Raw genomic sequence first — 26,504 nt, forward strand, 5'->3', positions numbered from 1 at the left:
TAGGTCAGACCGATCAGGCAAGCCTGTCGAGTATCGCCTGCGCCGCGCGCAGGCCCGGCGGCGTGCCGCCCTTGCCAAGCCGCTCCATCGTCAGGCGCATTGCGTCCATCTGGGCATCAGGCGCACCCATCACCTTGTCCAGCGCTGTGGCGATTGCCGCGGGCGTGCAATTGCGCCCCAGGCATTCCGGGACGGCGCGGGTATCGGACACCAGATTGACCAAGGTGACGGTGTCGATCTGTAGCATCCGGCCAATCAGAAAACGGGTGAGAGGGTTCATGTCATATGCGATGACCATCGGCGTATCGGCTGCTGCCAATTCCAGCGACACGGTACCCGACGCCGCCAGCGCAACATCGGCTGCGCGAAAAGCGTCGCGTTTTTCAGAAACATAGGCATCGCTGCTCTGTTCCTGCGGATCAAGAATGATCGGCGTGACGGGCCAAGCGCCCACCAGATCCCGGACCAGCGCCGTCACATTGGCGGTCGTGGGCACCACGACGCGCATCCCCTGATGGGTCTGCATCACCCGCGCCAGCGCCTGACCGAAGCGCGGCGTCAGCCGCGCCACCTCGCCCCGCCGCGAGCCGGGCAAGGCCAGCAGCAAAGGCGCATCGCCAATCCCGTGACGGGCGCGGAAGGCCCGCGCCTCGGCCTCGGTCGCCTGCCGCTCGGCCACAACGGGATGCCCCACGAAATCGCAGTTCATGCCTGCGGCTTGCATATAGGGCGGCTCGAACGGCAGCAGCGCCAGCACATGGTCGATCACACGCGCCATCTTGACCGCGCGCCCCGGACGCCAGGCCCAGACCGACGGGGCCACGTAATGCACGGTGCGGATGCGGCTTTTTGCCTTGACCAGTTTCGCGACCCGCAGGCAGAAATCGGGGCTGTCGATGGTCACCAGCACATCGGGCTGTGCGGCGATCACCGCCTCTGCGGTCTGCGCGATGCGGCGTTTCAGATGCAGGTATTTCGGCAGCACCTCGGCCAGACCCATGATGCTCAGCTCATCCATCGGAAAGAGGCTGTCCATCCCCTCGGCCTGCATCAAGGGACCGCCGACACCAAAGAACGCAGGTGTTGTCAACTGCTTGAGGCCCGACATCAAGGCCGCCCCCAACTTGTCGCCAGAGGCTTCCCCCGCGATCAGGAACACCTTCATGCGGCACGCACCCAGAGGAACAATCCCTTGTCGTCCAGGATCCGCAGCACCGCGGGCAGATCAAGGACAAGGACGCCCCCCGCCTCTATCACGATCCCGTCCAGACCCGCATCGGCGGCGCGCATGGCCGTGCCGGGGCCGATGGTGGGCAGATCGACGCGGCGATCCTGGTCGGGCTTGGGCCCCTTGCAGAGGATGGCGCCGTCATGCTGGCCCGCCGCGCGCCCGCCCAGCCAGTCAAGCGCGCTGGTGGCCGCATCGGTGATCGCGTCAAAGCCCCAGGTCAGGGGATCGGGATCGTCCGGCCGGGCCGGACCGGATCCAAGCCGCGCCAGCATCGCGTCCGTGCCATCCGCCCCCTCGCGCGCCAGAACATCACCGCGCCGGACCACGCAGGCCTGGCCCTGATCGGCCCGCCCCATCTCGGCGATCGTCGCCTTGCCCAGGCGCGCGGGCGCGTCATGCTGCGGGCCGGGGCGCGCTTTGGTCGGCACGCCTTCGGGCAACAGCAGGTCGGGGCAGATCTCATGCGCGGCACGGATGGTGAAACCCGCCTCTTCGAACAGCGCGATCACAACGCGCAGCGCACCATCGTCGCCCTGTCCCAACGCCTGCATCATGCGCGGCACAAGGGGCATGGTGGCGGCGTCGATCATCGCAGGGTCAAGCGCGGGTCTGCCGATGGCACCCGCCATGCAGATTTCGGTCACGCCACGCGCCTGAAGATCGGCGATGAAGCTGCCCAACCGTTCCACGCGAAAGGTGATGTCGGGCGACAGGTGATCGGGGGCGAACCCCTCCAGCGCCGCCACCAGCGCAGGTTGCGACTGCGCGGCCACGATGTGATCCGGCAATTGCCCCCGCCCTGCGATCAGCGCCAGCATCAGCCCGGCGTCAGGAAGGACCGGTCTGACCCGGCGCTGACGAAATCGACGATCTGGCGCACGTAATCGCTTTGCGTCTCGTCACCAAGACGACGGGCCCGTTCCTGAAAGGCACCCTCGCCCTGGGCCAGCATCTGGAAGGCGGCGCGCAGGGCGGTGATATCCGCACGCGGCACACCGCGCCGTTTCAGCCCCACCAGGTTCAGCCCGTCCAGCACCCCGCGCGGCGCCTGCACCAGGCCATAGGGGATCACGTCATTCGTCACCATGGTCACCGCCCCGATGATGGCGCCCTGCCCGATCCGCACCCATTGATGCACGCCCGACAGGCCACCGATGATCACGTCATCCTCGATGATGCAATGCCCGGCCAGGGCCGCATTGTTCACCACGATCACCCGGTTGCCGATCTGCACGTCATGGGCCACGTGGCTGCCGGCCATGAACAGACCGTCATCGCCCACGCGGGTGATGCCGCCCCCGCCATCGGTGCCGGTGTTCATCGTGACATGTTCACGAATCCGGTTACGCGCCCCGATGATCAGCCGCGTCACCTCGCCCTTGAATTTCAGATCCTGCGGGATGCCGCCGATCACCGCGAAGGGATGGATCTCGGTTTTCTCGCCCACTTCGGTCTGACCGGAGATCACCACATGGCTGTGCAGATGCACACCGTCAGCCAGGCTGACATGGGCCCCGACATGACAGAAAGGGCCTATGGTGACATCCGCGCCGATCTGCGCGCCGTCCTCGATGATGGCGGAAGGGTGGATCCGGCTGGACATCGCTTACTCCTTGGGCAGATCCATCATGGCGGTGAATTCACATTCCGCCGCCATTTCCCCGTCAACCGTGGCCACGCCCTTGAAGCGCCAGACCTTGCCACCGGGTTTGCCGCGCAACGTGGTGATGGTCATGTGCAGCACATCGCCCGGCACCACCTTGCGGCGGAACTTGCACCCGTCGATCGCCATGAAATAGACCAGCAGTTCCTTGTCCGCCATATCCAGCGCCACGCCCACCATCACCGCGGCGGTCTGTGCCATGGCCTCGACGATGGTGACGCCGGGCATGATCGGATTGCCGGGAAAATGCCCCTGGAAATGCGGCTCGTTCATCGACACGTTCTTGATCCCCACGGCCGAGGAGGTGCCGTCGATATCGACCACCTTGTCCACCAGCAGGAACGGATAGCGATGCGGCAGGATCCGCTGGATCATCATTATGTCGGCGCTTTTCAAAGGCTCTGTCATCTGCCCCCCAAGGGTCTTGCTGTCCGGTTTGTGTTTGTCCGACCAAGCAGGCTGCCGATCAGGCCGGGTGCGGCCCATGGGCCTGCCCGGCCGTTTATGTCGTGTCTGTCAGTAACAATTCACCCCTGAAGGAGCAAGCGGATCGCGGTTCAGTCACCTTTCGGCTTGTCCGGCGCGTCCTGCGGTGGCGTGCCGCCGCCCGGACCCTCGCCGATGCTGCTGTTGATCCTGCGGATCGCCTCATCGGTCACGTCGATGGCGCTGCGGCTCATCACGACGCTGCGCGGATCGATGATCACCACGGCGCCGGCATCTATCATCAGCTGTTCCAGCACGGGCCGGGCGGCGGCGATGAACTGGCGCTGGGCCTCTTCCGTCCGCAGGGCAAGCGCGCGCGCCTTCGCGGTCTGTTCGGTCCTGATCCGTTGCACCTTGACGTCGAAAGCATCCGCAAGCGCGCGGAAGGCTTCGGGGCTCATCGCGGGCCGACGCTGGGTCAGATCCTTTTCCTCGGCCTCAAGCTCGGATTCGATCCTGCGATTCTCGATCTCGAGCTGTGCACCGTCCGCCTGCAACGCCGTCTCGAAGCGGCGACCGAAATCGGACAGGGCGAACATCCTGTCCTGGTCAAGCGACAGGATCGGGCTGCGGATCAGCTGGGTTTCCTGCGCGGTGACATCCCCCCCGACAAGGCAGAGGCACAGCGCAAGCACCAAGGCACATGCGCTCTGCCATGCAGCCCGCCCGCAATCAGAAAACGCCGTCATCGCACCGCGCCCTCCGGGCCGCATCAGAAACGGGTCGAGATGGTCAGGTTGAAGGTCTGCTCATCGTCGAAGTCTTCCTTCTCAAGCGCTTTCGAGAAGTTGAAACGCAACGGTCCGATCACCGAATCCCAGAAGATCGACACGCCAACCACATGCCTGAGCGAGAAATCGTCGTAGATCGTGTTCGCGTTGGTCAGGTCAAGATCCCAGACCGATCCCACATCGTAGAACAGACCGCCACGGATCCCGTATTCTTCGGGCAGACCCAGCGGGAATTCGGCCTCGATCTTGGCCACGGCATACATGTTGCCGCCAAGGGCGTCATTCACCTCGACTGCGCCGCCGGTCGTGCGTACCTCGCGCGGACCGATCCCGTCTGGTGTGAAGCCCCGCATGATCGAGCCGCCGATCAGGAAACGATCGGTCACGCGGCTGGAACCCGAGGTGAAGTTCAGCATACCGCCTTCCAGCGTCGCGCGCAGCGTCACCTCGTCGTTCAGGATAGAGGTCTGCGCCTGGGCGCGCGCGGTTGTCTTGACATAGGTGCTATCCCCGCCAAGCCCCGCGAATTCCTGGCCGAACTGCAACAGCACACCCGCATCTGGGTTCAGACCGCTGCGGCGGTTGTCATAGCTGTAGGTATAGCCAAGCGCGCTGCTCCACAATTGGCCCTGCGCTTCCTCATCCGCGATCAGCGTTCCGGTGAATTCGTAATTGCTGATCTCGACGCTTTCGGCCTTGTAGAAGGTCCGCAACCGCCCGCCCGCGCTGACCGGGAAGGTCAGGCCGGGGCTGAAACGTATGATCGACGTGTCATAATCCGCAAAGGAATTGTTGGTCTCGCGATAGCCAAGTTCCAGGTCCAGCGCCAGGTCGCGGCCCAGCAGCGCAGGCTCGGTAAAGCGGATCTCGTAGGTCTGGTTTTCCTCGGCACCCGAGACATCAAGCTGCAGACGCTGCCCGCGCCCGAGAAAGTTGGTTTCGCTGAAACTTGCGATCAGCGCAAAGCCGCCGTTGGTGCCATAGGCGCCGCCGAAGGACAGGCTGCCGGTGGGCTGCTCCTCGACCTCGACATCGACGATCACCTGATCCGGCGTGGTACCTTCGCGCGCATTGACGCGGGCATCGCTGAAGAAACCAAGCGCGCGGATCCGTTCGGCGCTTTCGCGGATTTCACGCGGGTTGAAGGGATCCCCCTCGGCCACGCGGAACTGACGGCGGATCACCCGGTCCAGGGTCGTGGCATTGCCTTCGATGTCGATCCGTTCGACGAAGATGCGCGGCCCGCGCACCATCGCGAATTCCACGTCCAGGGTCAGGTCGCGCTCGTTGCGGACGATCCGGGGTTCGACGCGGATGAAATTCAGCCCCTTCTGGATCGCCAGACGTTCCAGCCGGGCGATATTGTCTTCCACGATCATGGGCGAATAGACACCGCCTTCGCGCACATTCAGGGCGGCGCCGAATTCATCGGCGTTCACATCCGGAAGATCCGTTGTGGCCGTGATCGCGCCAAAGCGGAATTGCTGACCTTCCTCGACGTTGAAGGTGACGAAAAAACCATCACGTTCACGGGCAAGTTGCGTGTTCACGGCGGTCGTGCGGAAATCGACATAGCCGCGCGAGAAATAGAAATCCTGCAGCACCTGCTTGTCGAATTCGATGCGATCCGCCACGAAAGTATCCCGCTGGATCAGCGCGCGCAGCAGCCCGGCCTGCTTGGTTTCCAGAACGCGGCGCAGGCGCGAGTCGGAAAACACGCGGTTTCCGACGAAACCGATCCGCTCGATCTCGACCAGGCCGCCCTCGAATATCTCGAACACCAGATCAACGCGGTTGTCCGACCGGCGGATGATGGTGGGATTGACGGTGGCCGCCAATCGTCCGGCCTGTGCATAGGCGTCGGCAATGGCGGCGGCGTCGCGCTCTGCGGTGGCGGGGTTAAACACGCGCCGCGACTGCGACTGGATCGCCGTTTCCAGCACCTCGGTCTTCAGGCGGCGATTCCCCTCGAAGCTGATCTGGTTGATCGTCGGGAATTCCGTAACGCTGATCACCAGCGTATTTCCACGCGGTTCCAGCCTCACCTCTTCGAACAACCCGGAGGCGAGGATGCGCTGATAGGCGTCGTTCAATTCCGCCGCCGAGACGGTCTGACCGCGGGAGATACCGGCATAGCTGAGAATCGTCGCTGTCTCGATCCGCTGGTTTCCGTCGATCTGCACAGTGTTGAAACTGTAGGATTGCGCCCAGGCTGGCGCTGCGGGAATCGTTCCCAATGACAGGCCTGCCACCAAAAGCGGCGCAATCCATCCCGAAACGCGCCCTCGCGCGGCAGTCTGCCCCTTGCGGAAAGAGATACTGTCCCTGCTGCGAACGCGGCGCCGCCCACCCATCTGATTGGTCATCGGTCAACCCAGTCATGCATTGCTATTGACCAAGTGAGTATCGGCATTGCGGCCCGTTGTCAAAAGCCCAAAGGCCCCACGCCCTGTGCAAAACGACAGCCTGCGTCCCGGCCCGGAACAATTACACGTTAAAGGCGCGATTTGGCCCGCATATCGCGGCAAAGGACATGCGCGGCCCGGGCCATGCCTGTCTGTCCGGTCATGCGGCGAAAGGTGGAACGGTCCCCGACGGATTACAGCAGTTTCAGCAGGGTACCGACATTCAAGGCCAGGATGATCGTCGCCAGATACAGGATACGGTCCCAGTTAAGGGATACGAGAAGCCCAAGACCACGGCCACTGTTCTGAATCATTTCCATCGGATCATACCCTGCAAACTTGCGTCATCAGGTCAGATAACCATGGAATATGGCCAGATTTTGACAAAGACCCGTTTTCAGGGGGAATCCCCCGACGGTTCTTTCAGGATCAGGGACAGAAGATGTCGTTGCTCAGGGCGAAGACCATCAGCGACAGGATGAGGGTCAGACCGACCGCCATCAGCACCCGCAGCACCTTTTCGTTGGGCGGCTTTCCGGCCACAGCCTCATAGGCGTAGAAGACCAGGTGCCCGCCATCCAGAACAGGGATCGGAAACAGGTTCAGCAGCCCCACCGCAGTCGACAGGACGGCGATGAAATAGATGAAGTTTTCAGTACCCTGGCTGGCCATCGCCCCCGAGACTTCGGCAATGCCGATCGGCCCGGACATGTTGCAGGTGCTGATCGCCCCGGTCACCATGTGATAAAGCCCCGACAGCGAACCGCGGATGATCTGCCACATGTTGGCGACCCCGTTCGACAAGGCGTCGATGACGCCCGGCGTTTCCGTCATCGGGTCGAAGAAAAGCCCGCCGATGATGCCGATACGCCAGTTGGTCTCGAACCCGCCGCCATCCTGCGGCTCGTCGACGCGGCGCGGGGTCAGCGTGACCTGCAAGGTCTGATCGCCACGGCGCACATCCAGCAGCAGGGGCGCGCCCTCTGCCCCTTCGACCTTTTCCCGCAACTGGCTGAAGGCATGGATCGGATCGCCATCGACCGCCAGAATCACATCGTCCGGCTCGAGATCAGCGGCGATGGCCGCCGATTGCGGGGCAAGCTGGGTGATCACGGGCGGCATCGGATGCGGCCCTTGCACCGACATCTCGCGACCGTCGCGCAGAACGGTATAATCCATCAGCGCCGCATTCGGCAGCGCGGCGGTCAGTTCGGCAAAGCCGGCCTCGCCCGCCTGTGGCAGCGGGTGGCCGTCGATCGCCAGGATCACATCGTCCGGCTGGATATCATGCGCCGCGGCCACGGGACGCAGATCGCCCACCGTCAGCGGATCGACCGCAACGCCGCGGGTCAGCCCAATCGCGGTAAAGACCACGATGGCGAGAACGAAATTGAAGATCGGCCCAGCCGCGACCGTGGCCGTGCGCGCCCAGAGCGGCGCCCCATGCATGGTGCTGCGTTTCTCGGCCTCGGTCATGGTGCGGATCACCTGACCGTCAGTTCCCGCCGATGCGGCATCGGCATCCCCGCGAAACTTGACGAACCCGCCAAGCGGCAACAGCGCGATCTGCCATTTCGTTCCCCGCCTGTCGACCCGCGCAAAAAGAACCGGCCCGAACCCCAGCGAGAACACATCCGCATGGATGCCGGACCAGCGCCCGACGATGTAATGGCCGTATTCATGCACCGCCACGATGACCGAAAGGGCCACGACAAAGGCCACCAGGGTCATGGCAAGACCGCCGAACTGGGGAAGAAACGAAACGATATCCAAGTGCTGGTCCTGCTTTCTGATCTGACGGCCGACTTAACGGCCCGTTTGCGCCTGCATGGCCTCATCCGCCCTTACCCGTGCGAGATGGTCCACATGGGCCACCGTATCAAGGGTGATCTCGGCATCAATGAGGCCGCTTTCGGATGACATTCGCGTCAGCACGTCCTCGACAACGCCCGCCATGTCCAGAAATCCGATGCGGCCCGCGATGAATGCGTCCAGCGCACGTTCCTTGGCGGCGTTGAAAACAGCCCCCGCCAGCCCGCCGCGCTGCATCACCTCGCGCGCCAGCCGCAGGGCAGGATAACGTGCCGGATCGGGGGCGCGGAAATTCAGCGTCCCGATAGCAGCAAGGTCCAGCCGTGCCACGGGCAGATCGCGCCTTTCGGGCCAATGCAGCGCATAGCCGATCGCATGACGCATATCCGAGGCGCCGACATGCGCCATCAAGGCGCCGTCCCGGAACCCGACCAGCGCATGGACCAGCGATTCAGGATGCAGGATCACCTCGATCTGATCGGGTGAGACGCCGAAAAACTCGCGCGTTTCGATGACTTCCAGTGCCTTGTTGAACATCGAGGCGGAATCGATCGTGATCCGCTGCCCCATGTCCCAATTGGGATGGCTCGACGCTTCGGCCAGCGTTGCCCCGGCCAGACGTTCCAGCGGCCAGTCGCGGAATGCGCCGCCGCTGGCGGTGATGATGATCCGCTCGACCGCGGCGATATCCTCACCGACCAGGGCCTGGAAGATCGCGGAATGTTCGCTGTCCACGGGCAGGATGCGCGCGCCGTGCCGGGCGGCGGTCGCCATCAGCAAGGGACCGGCCGTCACCAGCGATTCCTTGTTCGCCAGGGCCAGTGTCGCCCCCTGCCTGAGGGCCTCCATCCCCGGTGCAAGCCCCGCCGCACCGACAATTGCCGACATCGTCCAGTCCGCGGGCCGGGCTGCCGCCTCAAGCAGGGCGGCCCGGCCTGCCGCCACTTCCATGGACGTTCCGGCCAGCGCCGCACGCAGGTCATCCAGCAGGTCGTCATGCGCCGTGACGGCAAGCTGCGCGCCCAACCGTCGGGCATCCGCGGCAAGCCGTTCGATGTTGCGCCCGCCGGTCAGGGCGACCACCTCGTACTGGTCGGGCGCCCTGCCGATCAGATCAAGCGTGTTCTGCCCGATCGACCCCGTCGCCCCAAAGATCGAGACCCGCTTCATCGTACGACCGGTACCTGTCCGTAAATCAGCATCACGATCAGCACCAGAAGCGCCGCACCGATCAACCCGTCGAAACGGTCCAGAACGCCGCCATGACCGGGGATCAGGCGCGAGCTGTCCTTGACCCCCACGCGCCGCTTGATCGCGCTTTCGGCAATGTCACCCATCTGCGAGGCAAGCGATGTCCCCATGCTGATCAGGATCAACACGGGCCCCGCGCCGCTGATCGACATGAAAACCGCGCCCAGCACCCCTGCCCCGATCCAGCCTGCGACCGTGCCTGACCAGGTCTTCTTTGGGCTGATGGCGGGCCAGAATTTCGGCCCCCCGATCATGCGGCCGGCGAAATAACCCGCGACATCCGTGATCACCACAACCAGGATCAGCCAGATCAACCAGGTCAGCCCATCCTCGCGATCACGCAAGATGACCAGCGCATAACCGGCCAGCATGATCACCGGGGCATAAAGGTTGAAGATCAGCCTGTGACGTTTGATCAGAACCGCGCCGCAAAGAACCGGCACGGCCAGCGCCAGCACATCCAGCAAGGTGTTCCCGACAATGGCGACCGGCACCCCAAGCGCGGCAAGACCACCAAGCGCGCGGGCCAGACCCTCGGCCCCCGGCACCAGCATCCGCACCAGTTCCCAGAACATCAGCCCGCAAACCGCCACGATCAGCGCCATGAACCACGGGCCACCCAGCCAGATCTCACCGGCCCCGACGGCCACCATGAACAGGGACGACGCGGTCCGGGTCTTCAGGTCATCCCATTTCGAGGTTGCAATCATGGGCTGCTCACGCCTTCACACCGCCATAACGACGGTCCCGCGCACCGTAGCCATGCAGCAGTTTCGCGAATTCGGCGCGGTTGAAATCAGGCCAGAGCGTATCGACGAACTCATATTCCGCATAGGCCGACTGCCAGAGCAGGAAATTCGAAATCCGCGCCTCTCCGCTGGTGCGGATCACAAGATCAGGATCGGGAAGAACATAGGTATCCAGATACTTCGGCAGGGTCTCTTCATCCACATCCGCCGGATCAAGACGCCCCAGCGCCACATCCTGCGCCAGCCGTTTTGTGGCGCGCGCCACCTCGTCCCGGCCGCCATAGTTCAGCGCGATGGTCAGATGCACCCGGTCATTGTCGGCGGTCATCAACTCCAGCTCGTCCATCAGCAGGACCAGCTTGTCATCAAGGCGCACACGGTCACCGATGAACCGCACGCGCACCCCCTCGTCCCGCAATTGCCGCGCCTCGCGGGTGATATAGCGCCGAAACAGGCTCATCAGCCCGGCGACTTCAACCTGGGTGCGGCGCCAGTTCTCGGTCGAAAAGGCGAATATGGTCAGATATTTGACCCCAAGATCGGGGCAGGCCTCGACGATTTCGCGCACCCGCCTAGCCCCGGCGTGATGCCCGAACAGGCGCGGCCGCCCGCGCATCGTGGCCCAGCGGCCATTGCCATCCATGATGATGGCGACATGGCGCGGCCCCTGACGCCCGGCCCCGTCGATCGTGGCGGCGTCGGCATCGCTGGAAGTCGGCCCGTCAGCCGAGATGGTGTCAGAAGTCCGGCGCGCCATGAATGGCCCTTTCATGAAGCGGATCGGCAGGTCGTCAGACCTGCATGATCTCGGCCTGTTTGCCTTCAAGCGCGGCGTCAACCATCTTGGTATAGCGGTCGGTCAGCTCCTGCACCGTGGTTTCCCAGAACTTCTGGTCATCCTCGGACATGCCCTTGGTCTTGGCTTTCTTGACCTGGTCCATGCCGTCCCGGCGCACGTTCCGCACGGCCACGCGGGCGTTTTCGGCATATTGCGCGGCCACACGCGTCAGTTCGCGGCGGCGTTCCTCGTTCAATTCGGGGATCGGCAGCATGATGATCGTGCCGTTGAGCTGAGGGTTGATCCCCAAGCCGCTGTTGCGGATAGCCTTTTCGACAGCACCCACCATCGACTTGTCCCAGACGTTGATCGTCACCATGCGCGGTTCGGGCACGTTGATCGTGCCGACCTGGTTGATCGGCGTCCGCTGGCCATAGGCCTCGACGACCACGGGTTCCAGCATCGAGGCCGAGGCGCGGCCCGTCCGCAACGAGGCGAATTCGGTCTTCAGCGCCGCCATGGCGCCATCCATCCGCCGCTCAAGGTCATCTGTATCGATCTCGAACTCTTCGTCAGACATGGTGGTGTATTTCCCTTGTAACGCCCCGGTTATCGTCGGGGTTCGATCTATCTAGCCTCAACCGTGCACGGTTGTATAGGTACCCCGGCCCGCCAGGATGCCCCTGAAACCGCCGGGCTCGTCCAGCGAGAAGACGATGATCGGCAGGTTGTTGTCGCGCGCCAGCGCAATGGCGCTGGCATCCATCACGCCCAGATGCTGGGCCAGAACCTCGTCATAGGTGACACGATCATAGCGTTTCGCGTCGCCATGTTTCTTGGGGTCCTTGTCATAGACGCCATCCACCTTGGTGCCCTTGAAGATCGCCTCGCAGGCCATTTCATTGGCCCGCAGCGTGGCGGCCGTATCGGTGGTGAAATACGGGTTGCCCGTGCCTGCCGCAAAGATGCAGACGCGCTTCTTCTCAAGGTGGCGCACCGCCCGGCGGCGGATATAGGGCTCGCAGACCTGATCCATCGGGATCGCGCTGATGACGCGGGTGTGGATGTTCAGCGCCTCGAGCGAGGATTGCATCGCCAGCGCGTTCATCACCGTGGCCAGCATCCCCATGTAATCGGCGGTGGTGCGTTCCATCCCCTGGGCGCTGCCTTGCAGCCCGCGAAAGATGTTGCCGCCGCCGATCACCATGCAGATCTCGACGCCCATGTCATGGACCGACTTCACCTCCTGCGCGATACGCTGGACCGTGGGCGGATGCAGGCCGAACCCCTGATCGCCCATCAACGCCTCGCCCGAGATCTTCAGCATCACGCGGCGGAATTTGGTCTGCGGCGGCGGCATGGACTGAGGGTCGGATTGGTCTGACATGGGGGCTCCGTTCGGCTTGTGCAGGTCGCGGGCAAAATGTCGCAAAACGCGGGCAGGTTCAATCCGAGATGCACCGCCTTTGCGATTTCGACGATTTGAGGATAGAGGCAGGGCATGACCATGCCCGACCTGACCGCCATTCCCCCCGACCGCCCCGTGCTGATCGCAGGCCCCACCGCCAGCGGCAAGTCCGCGCTTGCGCTGCGGATCGCCGAAACGCAGGGCGGTGTTGTCGTGAATGCCGACGCCATCCAGGTCTTTGCCAACTGGCGCTTGCTGACAGCGCGCCCATCGCCCGAGGATGAGGCGCGCGCGCCGCACCTGCTTTATGGTCATGTGCCGGGCAACGCGCCCTATTCCGTGGGCCATTGGCTGCGCGAGGTGGCCCCGTTGCTGCACGCGTCCACCCGTCCGATCATCGTGGGGGGAACCGGGCTGTATTTCACGGCATTGACCGAAGGGCTGGCCGAAATCCCGGCCATTGCACCAACTGTCCGCGCCGCAGCCGAGGCGCGTCTGCGTGATGGTGGGCCGGGCGCGCTGCTGGCCGATCTGGATCCGGCCACGCTGGCCCGCATCGACCGGCGCAACCCGATGCGGGTTCAGCGTGCCTGGGAGGTGTGGCAAGGCACCGGGCGCGGGCTTGCGGATTGGCAGGACAACACGCCACCGCCCCTGCTGCCGCTGGCCCGGGCAACGCCGATCCTGGTCGATGCCCCCAAGGACTGGCTGAACGCGCGAATCGCGCGCCGCTTCGATGCGATGCTGGCCGCCGGCGCGCTGGAGGAAGCGCGCGCCAATCTTGACCGCTGGAACCCGGAGGATCTGTCGGCCAAGGCGATCGGCGCGCCGGAACTGATCGCACATCTGCGCGGCGAGATCAGCCTTGATGCCGCGCGCGAGGCCGCGACCATCGCGACCCGCCAATTCGCCAAGCGCCAACGCACCTGGTTCCGCGCCCGGATGCGCGCCTGGACCCTGCATCGGCCAGTTCCCGCCTGAACTGCACGAAGCTGCACCGTGCGAGACTTGTCTTTTTTCAACCATTCCCCTTTAACGGGAGCAGCGGTGTTGATAGCCTGTGCGGATCGGGCGCGCGATACGCCTGAACGGAGCGATATCCATGCAAGCCAGCAACAAAATAACGGATCACGGCACGGCGGCACCCGTGACGATGACGGGCGACATTCGCATCGGCAGCATTGCACAGATGGCCCGCGGCGCGGCCTGGCGGCTGGAACAGTTACACAGCCACGATCATGACCTCCTGCTCTGGATCACACGCGGACAGGGTCGCATGATCCTTCAGGGTCTTCGCAGCGGCATCGGTACGCATAACGCGGTTTTCGTGCCCGCCCATACTCTGTTGGCGCTGGACCTGGGCAAACAGGGGTTCGGCCTGGCGTTGCATCTGCCGGCCCGGCATACCCTCGGACTGCCGGACGAGCCGCACCATCTGCGGATCCGCGACGTGCAGGCCCAGGCCGAAATCGCGGCCATTCTCGACGTCATGCAACGCGAGCAGTCCGGCAACCGGCACTATTCCGACGAGTCGATGCTGGCCCATTCCATGCTTCTGTCCGTCTGGATGCGGCGCCAGATACTGGAACATGCGGATGACAGTCTTCGCATTCCCGCGGCACACCGCCTGGTGCAGGCCTATTGCGCGATGGTCGCGCGCGATTTCGCCAGCCCGAAACTGATGGGCGATTACGCCAATGACCTGGGCGTCACCCCGACCCACCTGACCCGGTCCTGCCGCGAGGCGTCGGGCCTGACCGCGGCCGAGATCCTGACCCAACGCAGCCTTTATGCGGCGCGTGACCAGATCGAAACCACGGATCGTCCGCTGCAGGATATCGGGCAAAGCCTGAATTTCAGCAGCGCGGCCTATTTCTCGCGCTTCGTGCAACATCACACCGGGAAATCGCCCAGCACCCTGCGACGCAATGCCAGGCGGCAAGAGACGTCAGGCGCCGCCAAAGCGCCCACCCCCGGCAAACCAGCCCCCGGAAAACCCGCCCCCGGCCAACCCGCCTCAGGCAAGCCATGACCGGGACGGCTTGGCGCGCCAGCCTGACAGCCTGTGCCTGACACCCTGTGCCTGACACCCTGTGCCAGCCCCCGGCGGGCCAATCCCCGGCAGCACCGCGACCCTCGGATCGGCATCGCCATGTCATCCTGACGCGACGCATCCGTGACACGGGAAATTGACAGGTCTGTCGCGTTTATGGCTTGCATGCGACATCGATGTCGTTTTTGGTACGGGGTGATGTCGGTTTCCGCATGCAAAATGCCGAAACCATGCGTTGACGCAAAGCCCGTTCTGGTGCCGAATGCCCGCAGGGATGAAGCGCGGAAGCGGTCAGGAATCTGCGGACATAATGCAGGCTGACAGGCTGTCGACCGATCAGCCTAATAAAAGCAACAGGGAGTTGAACATGAACGATATGACCTTCAAGGGGCAGCCGGTACACAAGGCCGCCCTGATGTATGCGGATGAATTCAAGGCCGGCAAACTCAGCCGCCGCGAATTTCTGGCGCGCACCACCGGACTGGGCGTGACCGCCGCCGCGGCCTATGCGCTGGGCGGGCTTGGCAGCCCGGTACAGGCACAGGCAACCCCCGCGATGGGTGGCACGCTGCGCTGTCAGATGAGCGTGCGCGCCCTCAAGGACACCCGCACCGCCGACTGGTCCGAGATCGCCAACCAGACCCGCGGCACGCTGGAATACCTGGTCGAGTACAACAATGACGGCTCGATCCGCGGCATGCTGCTGGACAGCTGGACCGTCAATGACAACGCCACCGAATACATGCTGAACGTCCGCAAGGGCGTGAAATGGAGCAATGGCGACGACTTCACCGCCGAGGACGTGGCGCGCAACCTGACCCGTTGGTGCGAACGCGATGTCGAAGGCAACTCGATGGCGGGCCGCGTCAGCGCGCTGATCGACGACGCCACCAACAAGGCCGCCGAGGGTGCGATCAGCGTCGTGGACAGCCACACCGTCAAGCTGACGCTGCCGCGCCCCGATATCTCGATCATTCCGGGCTTCTCGGATTATCCGGCAGCCGTGGTGCACAGCTCCTACAACCCCGATGCGATCCAGAACATCGGGACCGGCCCCTATGTGATCGAAGAGCTGGAGGTCGGCGTGAAATGCACGCTGGTCAAGGCGGATGGCCACACATGGTGGGGCACCGATGTCTATGGCGGACCCTACCTGGACCGCATCGAATACATCGACTTCGGCACCGACAGCGCGGCCTGGCTGGCAGCGCTTGAATCCGAAGAAGTGGACATGCTGCACGAATCCGTCGGCGAGTTCATCGAGATCATGGACGGTCTGGGCCTGATCAAATCCGAGGTCGTGACCGGCGCCACCATCGTGGTGCGCCCGAACCAGCTGGCCGAAGTGAACGGCGTGCGTCCCTACGAGGACAAGCGCGTGCGCCAGGCCATCCAGATGGCCGTCAACAATGCCGTCTGCCTGGAACTGGGCTATGGCAACCTGGGCATTCCGGCCGAAAACCACCATGTCGCACCGGTCCATCCCGAATATGCAGAACTGCCGCCGCAGAAATACGACCCCGCGGCCGCAAAGGCGCTTCTGGATGAAACCGGCCTTGCCGATTTCGAGCATGAGATCATCTCGATCGACGATGACTGGCGCCGCAACACCACCGATGCCGTGGCCGCACAGCTGCGCGACGCGGGCTTCAACGTGAAGCGGACCATCCTGCCCGGATCGACCTTCTGGAACGACTGGACGAAATATCCGTTCAGCTCGACCAACTGGAACCACCGCCCGCTGGGCGTGCAGATCCTGGCGCTGGCCTATCGTTCGGGTGAAGCCTGGAACGAATTCGGCTGGTCCAACGCCGAATTCGACGCCCTGCTGGAAGAGGCCCTGTCGATCGCGGATGCCGACAAGCGCCGCGCGGTCAGCGCCAAGATGCAGGCCCTGATCCAGGAAGAAGGTGTCACGATCCAGCCCTACTGGCGCTCGCTTTATCGCCACATGCGCGAAGGCGTGATGGGTGCGGAAATGCACATCGCCTTCGAGCATCACCACTACAAGTGGGGCATGGCCGCCTGATCGGCCTGACCTGCAGGACCGCGCCCCCCGACCGGGGGCGCGGCACCGCGCCGGTACGCCGGACACGGCAACCGCGGGATGCGCGCGCCGACAGAAAAAGGACAGGTCACCGAAGACCTGCCGCAGCCCGTTTCACGGCGGGCACTTAAACCAGGGGGCACAGCATGGGCCTGTTCATCTTGCGCCGTCTAGGGATCATGATCCTGACGGCGATCTGCCTGACCTTCATCGTCTTCTTCATGACGAACCTTTATCCGAACCTTGAGAAACTGGCCAAGACCCAGGGCAACTTCCGCATGAGCGATGCCGAAGTCTCAAGCTACCTGGGGCGCAACGGATACCTGGAACCCCTGCCCGTCAAATACGGGCAATGGCTGGGCGTGCTGCCCGGCTGGACGGTTCAGGTCGACGACGGCATGCGCGGGCGTTGCGTCGAGGGTACGGTCGCGCCCGAGGTTCTGGCCGCCGCGCCAAGGTTCTGCGGCATCCTGCAGGGCGACTGGGGCTTTTCGACCGTCTTCAAGGACGATGTCAGCGGCATCATCGCAACCCGCCTTGGCCTGACCGGCAAGCTGATGTTCTGGGTCATGATGCTGATGGTGCCATCTGCGCTGCTGGTGGGCGTGCTGGCGGGGATGCGCGAAGGCTCGCGCACCGACAGGACGCTGTCGACCTTCGCCATCACCACGACGGCAACGCCGGAATATGTCTCGGGCGTGATCCTGATCGCGGTCTTCGCCTCCTCCGCCGTGGGGCTGAAATGGTTCAACGGCACCGCGACAAGCGCGATGGAGGATGCCACCTTCAACAATTTCTTCCTGCCCGTGCTGACCATCGCACTTTACGGGATGGGCTATATCGCACGGATGACCCGCGCCTCGATGGCCGAGGTGATGACCGCGCAATATATCCGCACCGCGCGCCTGAAGGGCGTCAAGTTCAGCGACATCGTCATGAAACACGCCCTGCGTAACGCGCTGATTGCGCCCTTCACCGTGATCATGCTGCAGTTTCCCTGGCTTCTGAATGGCGTGGTCATCGTGGAGACCCTGTTCAACTACAAAGGCTTCGGCTGGGTATTGGTGCAGGCCGCAGGCAATAACGACATCGAGTTGCTGCTGGGCGTTTCCGTCGTATCGGTGATTGTGGTTCTGGTGACGCAGCTGATTTCGGACATCGGTTACGTCTATCTCAACCCGCGCATCAGCGTGTCATAGGAGGAGGGGCGTATGGACATTATCGGCTGGGGTGAGATCATCACCCGAATCCTGACCCAATTCACCCCTGTCTGGATCGCACTGGCGGTGACCTTTGCGCTATCCATCAGCTTCAAGCGGCGGCTGGGGCTTTATGGCAAGCTTTTTGACAGCGTGATCGGCATGACCGGGTTCGCCCTGGTGATGTTCTGGGTCTACACCGGCATCTTCGGTGGCGCCTTCGGATGGATCGTGACGCATGACACGCTCTCGCAGATCTCGGGGCTGAAGAACAAGGTGCCCGGCACGCCAGTACCCGATGCCGCGGCGCAGGGGCTCTACCCCTATTACCTGATGGGTGGCGACAACCTGGCGCGCGACGTCTTCAGCCGCATGATCGTGGGCGCCTGGGAGGTGATGAAGATCGCCCCCTTCGCCACGCTTTTCGCCTTCATGGTGGGGATCACCCTGGGCCTGCCGGCAGGCTATTACGGGGGGCGGCTGGATACCTTCCTGTCGTTCCTTGCGAACCTGATCCTGGCCTTCCCGGTGATCTTGCTGTTCTACCTTCTGGTCACGCCGGAAATCGTGCTGACGGGCATTCCGGTCTACATGGCGGGCGTGCTGTTCCTGTTTCCGATCATCTTCCTGACGATCCTGTTCAACTCGCGCTTCTTCACGCAGCCCGCAAAGCGAAACCTTTACGTGGCGCTGACGCTGGTGATCGGGCTCTGGGTCTATCTTGGCATCGCCTGGGACGCGGACCCGCTGGGGCTGATCAGCTTTCCGCCGAACCTGCTGGTGGTCTTCGTGGCGGTGGTCTTTGTCAACTCGCCCACCGTGTTCCGTATCGTGCGGGGCCTCGCGATGGACATCAAGACACGCGACTACGTGGCCGCCGCCCAGACCCGTGGCGAAGGACCCTGGTACATCATGCTGTGGGAAATCCTGCCCAATGCACGCGGGCCGCTGATCGTCGATTTCTGCCTGCGTATCGGCTACACCACGATCCTTCTGGGTACGCTGGGCTTTTTCGGCCTGGGACTGAGCCCGGAAAGCCCCGACTGGGGCAGCACGATCAATGAGGGGCGCAAGCTTTTGTCGATCTATCTGCATCCCGCCCTGCCGCCGGCCATGGCGCTGCTGTCGCTGGTGCTGGGGCTGAACCTGCTGGCGGATGGTCTGCGCGAGGAAAGCCTGCGCGATTGAGGTCGGGTTTCGCGGGGCTCTGCCCCGCACCCCGGAGTATTTTCGGAACGATGAAACGGTCAAACGGGAGTTGAGCGATGGCGAAATGGGACCATGACGGGCCGATCCTCGAGATCGACAAGCTGTCGATTTCCTTCTTCACGCGACTGCGCGAAATCCCTGCGGTGATGGATTTCTCGGTCACCGTGCAACCCGGCGAGGCCGTGGGCCTGGTCGGCGAAAGCGGCTGTGGCAAATCCACCGTGGCGCTGGGGGTGATGCAGGACCTTGGCGTGAACGGCCGCATCGTGGGCGGGTCGATCAAGTTCAAGGGCCGCGACCTGGGCGCCATGTCGGCGGAAGAGCTGCGCGATATACGCGGCAACGAGATCGCGATGATCTACCAGGAACCCATGGCCAGCCTGAACCCGGCCATGCGGATCGGCAAGCAGCTGATGGAAGTGCCGATGATTCACGAGGGCATTTCCGAAAAGGAAGCCGAGGCGCGCGCGCTACAGGTGATCCGCGATGTGAAACTGCCGGACCCGGAACGGATCCTGCGGGCCTATCCGCATCAGCTGTCCGGTGGCCAGCAGCAACGCATCGTCATCGCCATGGCGCTGATGTCGAAACCGGCCCTGCTGATCCTGGACGAACCCACCACCGCGCTGGATGTGACGGTCGAGGCGGCAATCGTGGAACTGGTCAAGGATCTGGGCCGCAAATACGGCACCTCGATGCTGTTCATCAGCCACAACCTGGGGCTGGTGCTGGAAACCTGCGACCGTATCTGCGTGATGTATTCCGGCGAAGCGGTCGAGCGGGGCAGCATCACCGATGTCTTCGACAAGATGCGCCATCCCTATACACAGGCGCTGTTCCGGTCGATCCCGCTGCCAGGCGCGGACAAGAACGCAAGCCCGCTGATCGCCATTCCGGGCAATTTCCCCCTGCCCCATGAACGCCCCGATGGCTGCAATTTCGGCCCGCGTTGCGATTACTTCGAGGCCGGTCGCTGCGATCAGGGCTATATCAAGATGGCCCCCGTGGATGAGGCGGAGACGCATGAATCGCGATGCCTGCGCTTTGCCGAGATCGACTGGAGCGCGCCACCCGCCAAGGCGGAGGTCAAGCAGAAAGGCGAGATCGGCAAGGTGGTCCTGAAGATGGACAACCTCAAGAAATATTACGAGGTCTCGGCCAGCAAGCTGTTCGGCGGCGGCGCGACCAAGGTCGTGAAGGCCAACGAGACGCTGAGTTTCGAAGCGCGCGAAAGCGAGACCCTGGCCATCGTGGGTGAATCCGGCTGCGGCAAATCCACCTTCGCCAAGGTGCTGATGGGGCTGGAAACCGCGACGGACGGCCAGATCCTGCTGGACAATCGCAGCATCGGCGATATCCCGATCCAGGAGCGCGACACCAAGACGGTGGCCGATGTGCAGATGGTCTTCCAGAACCCGTTCGACACGCTCAACCCCTCGATGACCGTGGGGCGCCAAATCATCCGCGCGCTGGAAATCTTCGGCGTCGGCGCCTCGGAAGAGGAGCGGCGCAACCGCATGCTGCAACTTCTGGATCTGGTGAAACTGCCGCGCGCCTTTGCCGATCGCATGCCGCGCCAGCTGTCGGGCGGGCAGAAGCAGCGCGTGGGCATCGCGCGCGCCTTTGCAGGTGATGCGCGCATCGTCGTCGCGGACGAACCCGTCTCGGCGCTGGACGTGTCGGTTCAGGCGGCCGTGACCGATCTGCTGATGGAGATCCAGCGCGAACATGGCACCACGCTGCTGTTCATCAGCCACGACCTGAGCATCGTGCGCTATCTCAGTGACCGTGTGATGGTGATGTATCTCGGCCATGTGGTCGAACTGGGCAGCACCGATCAGGTCTTCAGCCCGCCCTATCACCCCTATACCGAGGCGCTGCTGTCGGCCGTGCCCATCGCCGACACGCGGGTCAAGAAAAAGCATATCGTGCTTGAGGGTGACATCCCCTCGGCCATGAACCCGCCGCCGGGCTGCCCGTTCCAGACGCGCTGCGGCTGGAAATCGCGTGTGCCGGGCGGGCTGTGCGAGCGCGAGGTGCCGCCGGTGCGCCAGTTGGGCGAAGGGCATCAGATCAAGTGCCATCTGTCCGATGCTGAACTGGCAACCATGGAGCCGGTGATCCAGATCGCCGCGGAGTAGGACCTTGTCAGGCTTTGCCGCGCTGCCTGATCCGCCTTATTACGCGGTGATCTTCACCGCGCAAAGGGCCACGGGTGATCACGGCTATGCCGCAATGGCCGCCCGCATGAGCGACATGGCCCTGGCCAGCCCCGGATGTATCGGCATGGAAAGCACCCGTGACGCGGATGGCTTTGGCATCACCGTCAGCTACTGGCGCGACGAGGCGTCGATCCTGGCATGGAAAGCGGATGCACAGCACCTTGTCGCGCAGCAGCTTGGCCAGGATCGCTGGTACACGCATTACAGGCTGCGCGTGGCGCGGGTAGACCGTCATTACAGCGGCCCCGAGAACCGGCCCGCCCTGCGACCCTAGCCGCCCAGGATGACCTTGACGTAGTTCTGTGTCTCGCGGAAGGGCGGCACGCCGCCATGTTTCTGCACCGCACCCGGCCCCGCGTTATAGGCCGCCAGCGCCAGCCGCCAGTTTCCGAAGGCGCGATATTGCTGCATCAGGTAGCGCGCCCCGCCATCGAGGTTCTGATAGGGGTCCGTCGGATCGACGCGCAGAAGACGCGCGGTCTCAGGCATCAGCTGCGCCAGACCCAGCGCGCCCTTGTTTGATCTGGCTTTCGGATTGAAACCCGATTCCTGCTGCACCAGCTTCAGAAACAGATCCTCGGGCACGCCATGACGGCGGGCGGCATCGCGCGCCATCGCAAGATAGGGCCCGGTATAGCGCCCCTCAAAGGACGGCCCGGCGCCCCATTTCGTGGGCGTGTTCACCGATGGGGGCTGCAAGCGTACCGATGAATTGTATTGCTGGCTGGCGCGGTTATCCAGAACACGGGTCTGCGAGGCAAAAAGCTTGACCCGCGATTGCGTGGACAGGACATCGGCCTGCGCGCTGCCGGCCAGTCCAAGGGCCACGATCATGGCGCCTGCAATGGTCTTGTACATCTCTGTCAGCCCCAGGTTTCAGGCAGGCACTATATCGTCCCCGGCGCGATAATCCAGAGTTTGTGGCCCTGTCCCGACCCCATGGGCGCCGCATGGGCCGTTTTCTGCTTCCGTTCCGACGTTAGGCCTGTTTTAACCATGTTGCAGGAAAACAGAGGACGTGATCCACAGGGTCGCGCATCTGACAGAGATTCGAGGAGAGACAGGCATGGCCGGCTCGGTGAACAAGGTAATTCTGATCGGCAACCTGGGCCGCGACCCCGAGGTCCGGACCTTCCAGAATGGCGGAAAGGTCTGCAACCTGCGGATCGCCACATCCGAACAATGGAAAGACCGCGCCACGGGAGAGCGCAAGGAACGCACCGAATGGCACAGCGTTGCTGTCTTCCAGGAAGGGCTTGTCCGTATCTGCGAACAGTACCTGAAAAAGGGCTCGAAGGTTTATATCGAAGGCAAGCTGCAGACGCGCAAATGGCAGGACCAATCCGGCCAGGATCGCTATACGACCGAAATCGTGCTGCAAGGTTATGACGGCACGCTGACCATGCTGGATGGCCCGTCGGGCGGTGGCGGCGGTGGCGGCGGCGGCGGTGGTGCCAGTTATGGCGGTGGCGGCGATTACGGCGGCGACTACGGTGGCGGCTACGACAGCGGCCCCTCGCAGGGCGGTGGCGGTGGCGGTGGCGGTGGGCGCGCCCCTTCGCGCGATATCGACGACGAAATCCCGTTCTGACCTGATGATACCGCCCGCGCCACAAGGCGCGGGCGTTTGACGTAACGACCGACGGAAGGTGCTGCCCATGGCATGGTCTTTCCCCATAGCACGGTTGTTCGGTTCCGAGTTGCGCGTTCACGCCACGTTTTTCCTGATCCTGATCTGGATCGGGATCGTGGGATACGGCGCGGGCGGCATGCCCGCCGCGATCGAGAATGTGATCTTCATCCTTGCCCTCTTCGCCTGCGTCGTCGCGCATGAATTCGGCCATGCCCTGACCGCGCGCCGCTACGGAATCCGCACCCCCGACATCACGCTGCTGCCGATCGGCGGGCTGGCCCGGCTGGAACGGATGCCTGAAAACCCGCGCCAGGAGATTACCGTGGCGCTGGCCGGTCCCGCCGTGAACATCGTCATCTGGGCGGTGCTGATGCTGGCGTTGGGCGGGCGCATGCCGCAGGTCGATGACATGCTGCTGTCGGGCGGCACGCTGGAGGGGTTTCTGGCCCGTCTGGCGGGCTTGAACCTGTTTCTTGCGCTTTTCAACCTGCTGCCCGCCTTTCCGATGGATGGCGGCAGGGTGCTGCGCGCGGCGCTGTCGGCGCGCATGGACCGGGTCCGCGCCACCCAGATCGCGGCGGGCGCTGGCCGAGTGCTGGCCTTCGGAATGGGGTTTCTGGGGCTGCTGTCAGGCAATCCGATGCTGATGCTGATCGGTGTCTTCATCTTCATCGCCGCCGGGGCCGAAGCGCAGGATGTCAGCCTGCGCGCGCTGTCGCGCCGCCTGCGCGTCAGGGATGCGATGATCACCTCCTACGAGGCGCTGCGCCCCGAAGACACGCTGCAGGCCGCCGGACAGGCGTTGATCCGCACCACGCAGCACGAATTCCCGGTCCTTGACCAAGACGACCGGCCCGTCGGACTGCTGACCCGCAACACCATCTTCGCGGCCCTGGGCGATCCGGCCGCGCAGCTGACCAGCCTCAGCGCGGTTCAGCTTGATCCGCTGCCCTGCCTGGCGCCGCATCTACCGCTGACCGATGTTCTGGACCTGATGCATGCCGATCAGGCAGGCGCCGTGGCCATCTGCACGGCGGAGGGCCGGGCCCTGGGCTATGTCACGCGCGAAAACCTGGGCGAGCTGATGATCCTGCACAGCCGCGATCCCGGCTAGGCTCCTGCGGCGGCAAGATCGCCACGCTGCAATGCAGAAAATCGCCTCGGCGGGGTTCTGCGGCCCTTTGCGTCTGGTCTTTTTGGCAAATGCCATGTACCCCGCCGCAAACTTCCCCAAAGGACAGACAATGGACCTGCGAAATATCGCCATCATCGCGCATGTGGACCACGGCAAGACAACACTGGTGGACGAGCTGCTCAAGCAGTCGGGCACCTACCGCGAAAACCAGGCAACAACCGAACGCGCCATGGACAGCAATGACCTGGAACGCGAACGTGGCATCACGATCCTGGCCAAGGCGACCTCGGTCGAATGGAAAGGCACGCGGATCAATATCGTCGACACCCCCGGCCACGCCGATTTCGGCGGCGAGGTCGAGCGGATCCTGTCCATGGTCGATGGTGTGGTGCTGCTGGTCGATGCCGCCGAAGGCCCGATGCCCCAGACAAAATTCGTGACATCCAAGGCACTTGCGCTTGGTCTGCGTCCGATCGTGGTGCTGAACAAGGTCGACAAGCCCGACGCCGAACCCGATCGCGCGCTGGATGAATGTTTTGACCTTTTCGCCAACCTGGGCGCCAATGAAGACCAGCTGGATTTCCCGCATCTCTACGCCTCGGGCCGCTCGGGCTGGGCCGATGCCGATCTGAAGGGTCCGCGCAAGGACCTGGCGGCACTGTTCAATCTGATCGTGCGCCATGTGCCCGCGCCCAGGCAGCAGAAACACGCGGATGAACCCTTCCGCATGCTGGCGACCACCCTCGGGTCCGATCCCTTCGTGGGCCGCCTGCTGACCGGCCGCGTCGAATCGGGCCGTCTGAAAGTGGGCGCCACCGTGCAGGCGTTGTCGCGCATCGGCCAGAAGATCGAACAATTCCGCGTGACCCGCGTGCAGGCCTTCCGGGGCCTTGGACAGCAGGATATCGACGAGGCCGTGGCCGGCGACATCGTCAGCCTGGCCGGCATGACCAAGGCGACCGTGGCCGATACGATCTGCGCCCTGGCCGTGGACGTGCCCCTGCCCGCACAGCCGATCGATCCGCCCACGATCACCGTGACCTTTGGCATCAACGACAGCCCGCTGGCTGGCCGTGATGGCAAGAAGGTGCAATCGCGCGTGATCCGCGAACGCCTGATGAAAGAAGCGGAATCGAACGTCGCCATCAAGATCTCGGACACGCCGGGCGGTGAAGCCTTCGAAGTGGCCGGTCGTGGCGAACTTCAGATGGGTGTGCTGATCGAGAACATGCGCCGCGAGGGCTTTGAGCTGAGCATTTCGCGCCCGCAGGTTCTGTTCCGCGAAGGCCCCAATGGCGAGCGTCTGGAACCGATCGAGGAAGTCACCATCGACGTGGATGACGAATATTCCGGCGTCGTGATCGAAAAGATCACCGGCACCCGCAAGGGCGAACTGGTCGAGATGAAACCCGCAGGCGTGGGCAAGACCCGCATCATCGCGCTGGTCCCGTCCCGCGGCCTGATCGGCTATCACGGTGAATTCCTGACCGACACGCGCGGCACCGGCGTTCTGAACCGCGTGTTCAACAGCTGGGCCCCCCACAAGGGCGCCATCCCCGGCCGTCGCGCCGGTGTGCTGATCTCGATGGAAAACGGCACCTCGGTCGCCTATGCGCTGTGGAACCTGGAAGAGCGTGGGCGCCTGTTTATCGGCGCGCAGGCCGATGTCTACCAGGGCATGATCATCGGCGAACACAGCCGTGACAACGATCTGGACGTGAACCCGCTGAAGGGCAAGAAACTGACCAACGTCCGCGCCTCTGGCACGGATGAGGCGGTACGCCTGACCACCCCGATCACGATGACGCTGGAACAGGCCATCGCCTATATCGACGATGACGAACTGGTCGAAGTGACCCCCCATGCGATCCGTCTGCGCAAGCGCTACCTGGATCCGCATGAGCGCAAGCGCCACGCAAAATCCAAGTGATATCAATGTGTCAGGGCGCGATGCTTATGCGCCCTGACACCTCCAGCCCGCCGTCGGGCAAACGCCGCACGACGATGATCTCACCCGAGGATGGCACGACGCCGGTCAGGGCCGAGATATTGACCTGATGGGTCACCAGCAACAGCCGCGCATCCAGGGGCTGCTCTGCGATCGCGGCCAGGGCCTCACGCGTCTGTGCGGGCCCGTCGGCGCGATTGCCGAAGAAAGAATGCAGGAAAGGCCGTACCTCGAACGTGCCCATGTCCATCAGACGCGCGGTATCGACACAGCGGCACCACCCGCTTGACCAGACCTGATCAAAGGCAATGCCCTGCGCGCGCAGCGCATCGCCGGTACGGCGCGCCTGTTCGCGACCGCGGTTGTCCAGATTGCGCTGGGTGGAACAGTCGCCAAGCACGAAGCCCGCAGGATCCCCCCCGCCTGGCGCGATGGCATGGCGCATCAAGGCTATGGCGCCCGGTTCGCGCAGGGCATCCCAGTCATTGGCCAGAAGGGGCGTCGGCAAGACGAGAAGAAGAAACGCAATAATACGGGACAGCAT

Annotated in this window: 24 protein-coding genes; 10 read left to right on the forward strand and 14 right to left on the reverse strand. The window is 63.7% G+C overall.

Going from position 1 to position 26,504, the window contains the following annotated elements; all coding sequences use genetic code 11:
- Nucleotides 1-13 precede the first annotated feature (13 nt).
- The 12 genes from lpxB to pyrH all read right to left on the reverse strand — a co-directional run bounded on the left by lpxB (nucleotide 14) and on the right by pyrH (nucleotide 12,493).
- Nucleotides 14-1,165: a lipid-A-disaccharide synthase gene (gene lpxB, locus ACFQ3C_RS16105; RefSeq protein ID WP_380793894.1), complete on the reverse strand. Its 1,152-nt coding sequence runs from the start codon at nucleotides 1,163-1,165 to the stop codon at nucleotides 14-16.
- On the reverse strand, nucleotides 1,162-2,049 hold the full coding sequence (locus tag ACFQ3C_RS16110) for an LpxI family protein (protein WP_380793896.1): 888 nt from the start codon (nucleotides 2,047-2,049) through the stop codon (nucleotides 1,162-1,164). The genes lpxB and ACFQ3C_RS16110 overlap by 4 nt, the downstream gene beginning before the upstream one ends.
- Entirely contained in the window at nucleotides 2,049-2,834 is a 786-nt protein-coding gene (lpxA, locus tag ACFQ3C_RS16115) for an acyl-ACP--UDP-N-acetylglucosamine O-acyltransferase (protein ID WP_380793898.1), read from the reverse strand. Before lpxA ends, ACFQ3C_RS16110 begins: the two co-directional genes overlap by 1 nt.
- A 3-nt stretch (nucleotides 2,835-2,837) precedes the next feature.
- Nucleotides 2,838-3,302 (reverse strand): 3-hydroxyacyl-ACP dehydratase FabZ, encoded by a 465-nt coding sequence (gene fabZ / locus ACFQ3C_RS16120; RefSeq protein ID WP_380793900.1) that lies wholly within the window; start codon nucleotides 3,300-3,302, stop codon nucleotides 2,838-2,840.
- Between the two features lie 149 nt (nucleotides 3,303-3,451).
- The gene (locus tag ACFQ3C_RS16125; RefSeq protein WP_380793902.1) at nucleotides 3,452-4,069 is read right to left on the reverse strand and encodes an OmpH family outer membrane protein; all 618 of its coding nucleotides are present in this window, start codon (nucleotides 4,067-4,069) and stop codon (nucleotides 3,452-3,454) included.
- A gap of 23 nt (nucleotides 4,070-4,092) precedes the next feature.
- Nucleotides 4,093-6,477: an outer membrane protein assembly factor BamA gene (bamA, locus tag ACFQ3C_RS16130; protein WP_380793904.1), complete on the reverse strand. Its 2,385-nt coding sequence runs from the start codon at nucleotides 6,475-6,477 to the stop codon at nucleotides 4,093-4,095.
- Between the two features lie 468 nt (nucleotides 6,478-6,945).
- Nucleotides 6,946-8,289 (reverse strand): RIP metalloprotease RseP, encoded by a 1,344-nt coding sequence (rseP, locus tag ACFQ3C_RS16135; RefSeq protein WP_380793906.1) that lies wholly within the window; start codon nucleotides 8,287-8,289, stop codon nucleotides 6,946-6,948.
- Between the two features lie 33 nt (nucleotides 8,290-8,322).
- Nucleotides 8,323-9,498 (reverse strand): 1-deoxy-D-xylulose-5-phosphate reductoisomerase, encoded by a 1,176-nt coding sequence (gene dxr / locus ACFQ3C_RS16140; RefSeq protein WP_380793908.1) that lies wholly within the window; start codon nucleotides 9,496-9,498, stop codon nucleotides 8,323-8,325.
- A complete protein-coding gene (locus tag ACFQ3C_RS16145; protein WP_380793910.1) occupies nucleotides 9,495-10,289 on the reverse strand; it encodes a phosphatidate cytidylyltransferase in 795 nt (264 codons plus the stop codon). The genes dxr and ACFQ3C_RS16145 overlap by 4 nt, the downstream gene beginning before the upstream one ends.
- Nucleotides 10,290-10,296: 7 nt before the next feature.
- The gene (gene uppS / locus ACFQ3C_RS16150) at nucleotides 10,297-11,085 is read right to left on the reverse strand and encodes a polyprenyl diphosphate synthase (RefSeq protein WP_380793912.1); all 789 of its coding nucleotides are present in this window, start codon (nucleotides 11,083-11,085) and stop codon (nucleotides 10,297-10,299) included.
- Between the two features lie 34 nt (nucleotides 11,086-11,119).
- Nucleotides 11,120-11,686: a ribosome recycling factor gene (gene frr / locus ACFQ3C_RS16155; RefSeq protein WP_380793914.1), complete on the reverse strand. Its 567-nt coding sequence runs from the start codon at nucleotides 11,684-11,686 to the stop codon at nucleotides 11,120-11,122.
- Between the two features lie 57 nt (nucleotides 11,687-11,743).
- Nucleotides 11,744-12,493, reverse strand: coding sequence for a UMP kinase (pyrH, locus tag ACFQ3C_RS16160; protein WP_380793917.1), 750 nt, complete (start codon nucleotides 12,491-12,493; stop codon nucleotides 11,744-11,746).
- 114 nt (nucleotides 12,494-12,607) lie between these two features.
- Here pyrH and miaA point away from each other — a divergent pair, with 114 nt between their 5' ends.
- The 7 genes from miaA (at nucleotide 12,608) to ACFQ3C_RS16195 (ending at nucleotide 21,518) form a co-directional block, all read left to right on the forward strand.
- The gene (gene miaA / locus ACFQ3C_RS16165; RefSeq protein ID WP_380793921.1) at nucleotides 12,608-13,495 is read left to right on the forward strand and encodes a tRNA (adenosine(37)-N6)-dimethylallyltransferase MiaA; all 888 of its coding nucleotides are present in this window, start codon (nucleotides 12,608-12,610) and stop codon (nucleotides 13,493-13,495) included.
- A 121-nt stretch (nucleotides 13,496-13,616) separates the two neighbouring features.
- Nucleotides 13,617-14,546 carry a helix-turn-helix domain-containing protein gene (locus ACFQ3C_RS16170; protein WP_380793924.1) on the forward strand — a complete coding sequence of 310 codons (930 nt, stop codon included), beginning with the start codon at nucleotides 13,617-13,619 and terminating at the stop codon, nucleotides 14,544-14,546.
- A 397-nt stretch (nucleotides 14,547-14,943) separates the two neighbouring features.
- On the forward strand, nucleotides 14,944-16,596 hold the full coding sequence (locus ACFQ3C_RS16175) for an ABC transporter substrate-binding protein (protein WP_380794124.1): 1,653 nt from the start codon (nucleotides 14,944-14,946) through the stop codon (nucleotides 16,594-16,596).
- Nucleotides 16,597-16,760: 164 nt separating this feature from the next.
- Nucleotides 16,761-17,813 (forward strand): ABC transporter permease, encoded by a 1,053-nt coding sequence (locus ACFQ3C_RS16180; protein ID WP_380793928.1) that lies wholly within the window; start codon nucleotides 16,761-16,763, stop codon nucleotides 17,811-17,813.
- Between the two features lie 12 nt (nucleotides 17,814-17,825).
- Nucleotides 17,826-19,001 (forward strand): ABC transporter permease, encoded by a 1,176-nt coding sequence (locus ACFQ3C_RS16185; protein WP_380793933.1) that lies wholly within the window; start codon nucleotides 17,826-17,828, stop codon nucleotides 18,999-19,001.
- A 77-nt stretch (nucleotides 19,002-19,078) separates the two neighbouring features.
- Entirely contained in the window at nucleotides 19,079-21,163 is a 2,085-nt protein-coding gene (locus tag ACFQ3C_RS16190) for a dipeptide ABC transporter ATP-binding protein (protein ID WP_380793938.1), read from the forward strand.
- A gap of 4 nt (nucleotides 21,164-21,167) precedes the next feature.
- Complete coding sequence (locus ACFQ3C_RS16195; protein ID WP_380793942.1) at nucleotides 21,168-21,518, forward strand: antibiotic biosynthesis monooxygenase family protein; 351 nt, start codon at nucleotides 21,168-21,170, stop codon at nucleotides 21,516-21,518.
- Here the strand turns inward: ACFQ3C_RS16195 and ACFQ3C_RS16200 are convergent.
- The gene (locus tag ACFQ3C_RS16200) at nucleotides 21,515-22,102 is read right to left on the reverse strand and encodes a lytic transglycosylase domain-containing protein (RefSeq protein WP_380793944.1); all 588 of its coding nucleotides are present in this window, start codon (nucleotides 22,100-22,102) and stop codon (nucleotides 21,515-21,517) included. The genes ACFQ3C_RS16195 and ACFQ3C_RS16200 overlap by 4 nt on opposite strands.
- A 208-nt stretch (nucleotides 22,103-22,310) precedes the next feature.
- Between ACFQ3C_RS16200 and ssb the strand changes: the two genes are divergently transcribed.
- From ssb to typA, 3 genes are all read left to right on the forward strand, one after another.
- The gene (ssb, locus tag ACFQ3C_RS16205; protein ID WP_380793946.1) at nucleotides 22,311-22,835 is read left to right on the forward strand and encodes a single-stranded DNA-binding protein; all 525 of its coding nucleotides are present in this window, start codon (nucleotides 22,311-22,313) and stop codon (nucleotides 22,833-22,835) included.
- A 67-nt stretch (nucleotides 22,836-22,902) separates the two neighbouring features.
- A complete protein-coding gene (locus ACFQ3C_RS16210) occupies nucleotides 22,903-23,991 on the forward strand; it encodes a site-2 protease family protein (RefSeq protein WP_380793948.1) in 1,089 nt (362 codons plus the stop codon).
- 130 nt (nucleotides 23,992-24,121) lie between these two features.
- A complete protein-coding gene (gene typA / locus ACFQ3C_RS16215) occupies nucleotides 24,122-25,942 on the forward strand; it encodes a translational GTPase TypA (RefSeq protein WP_380793950.1) in 1,821 nt (606 codons plus the stop codon).
- A 10-nt stretch (nucleotides 25,943-25,952) separates the two neighbouring features.
- Here typA and ACFQ3C_RS16220 read toward each other — a convergent pair whose 3' ends face one another.
- Entirely contained in the window at nucleotides 25,953-26,504 is a 552-nt protein-coding gene (locus ACFQ3C_RS16220; protein ID WP_380793952.1) for a histidine phosphatase family protein, read from the reverse strand.

Origin of the sequence: Seohaeicola saemankumensis (assembly GCF_042678485.1) — a bacterium.
In the GTDB taxonomy this organism is placed as follows: domain Bacteria; phylum Pseudomonadota; class Alphaproteobacteria; order Rhodobacterales; family Rhodobacteraceae; genus Seohaeicola; species Seohaeicola saemankumensis.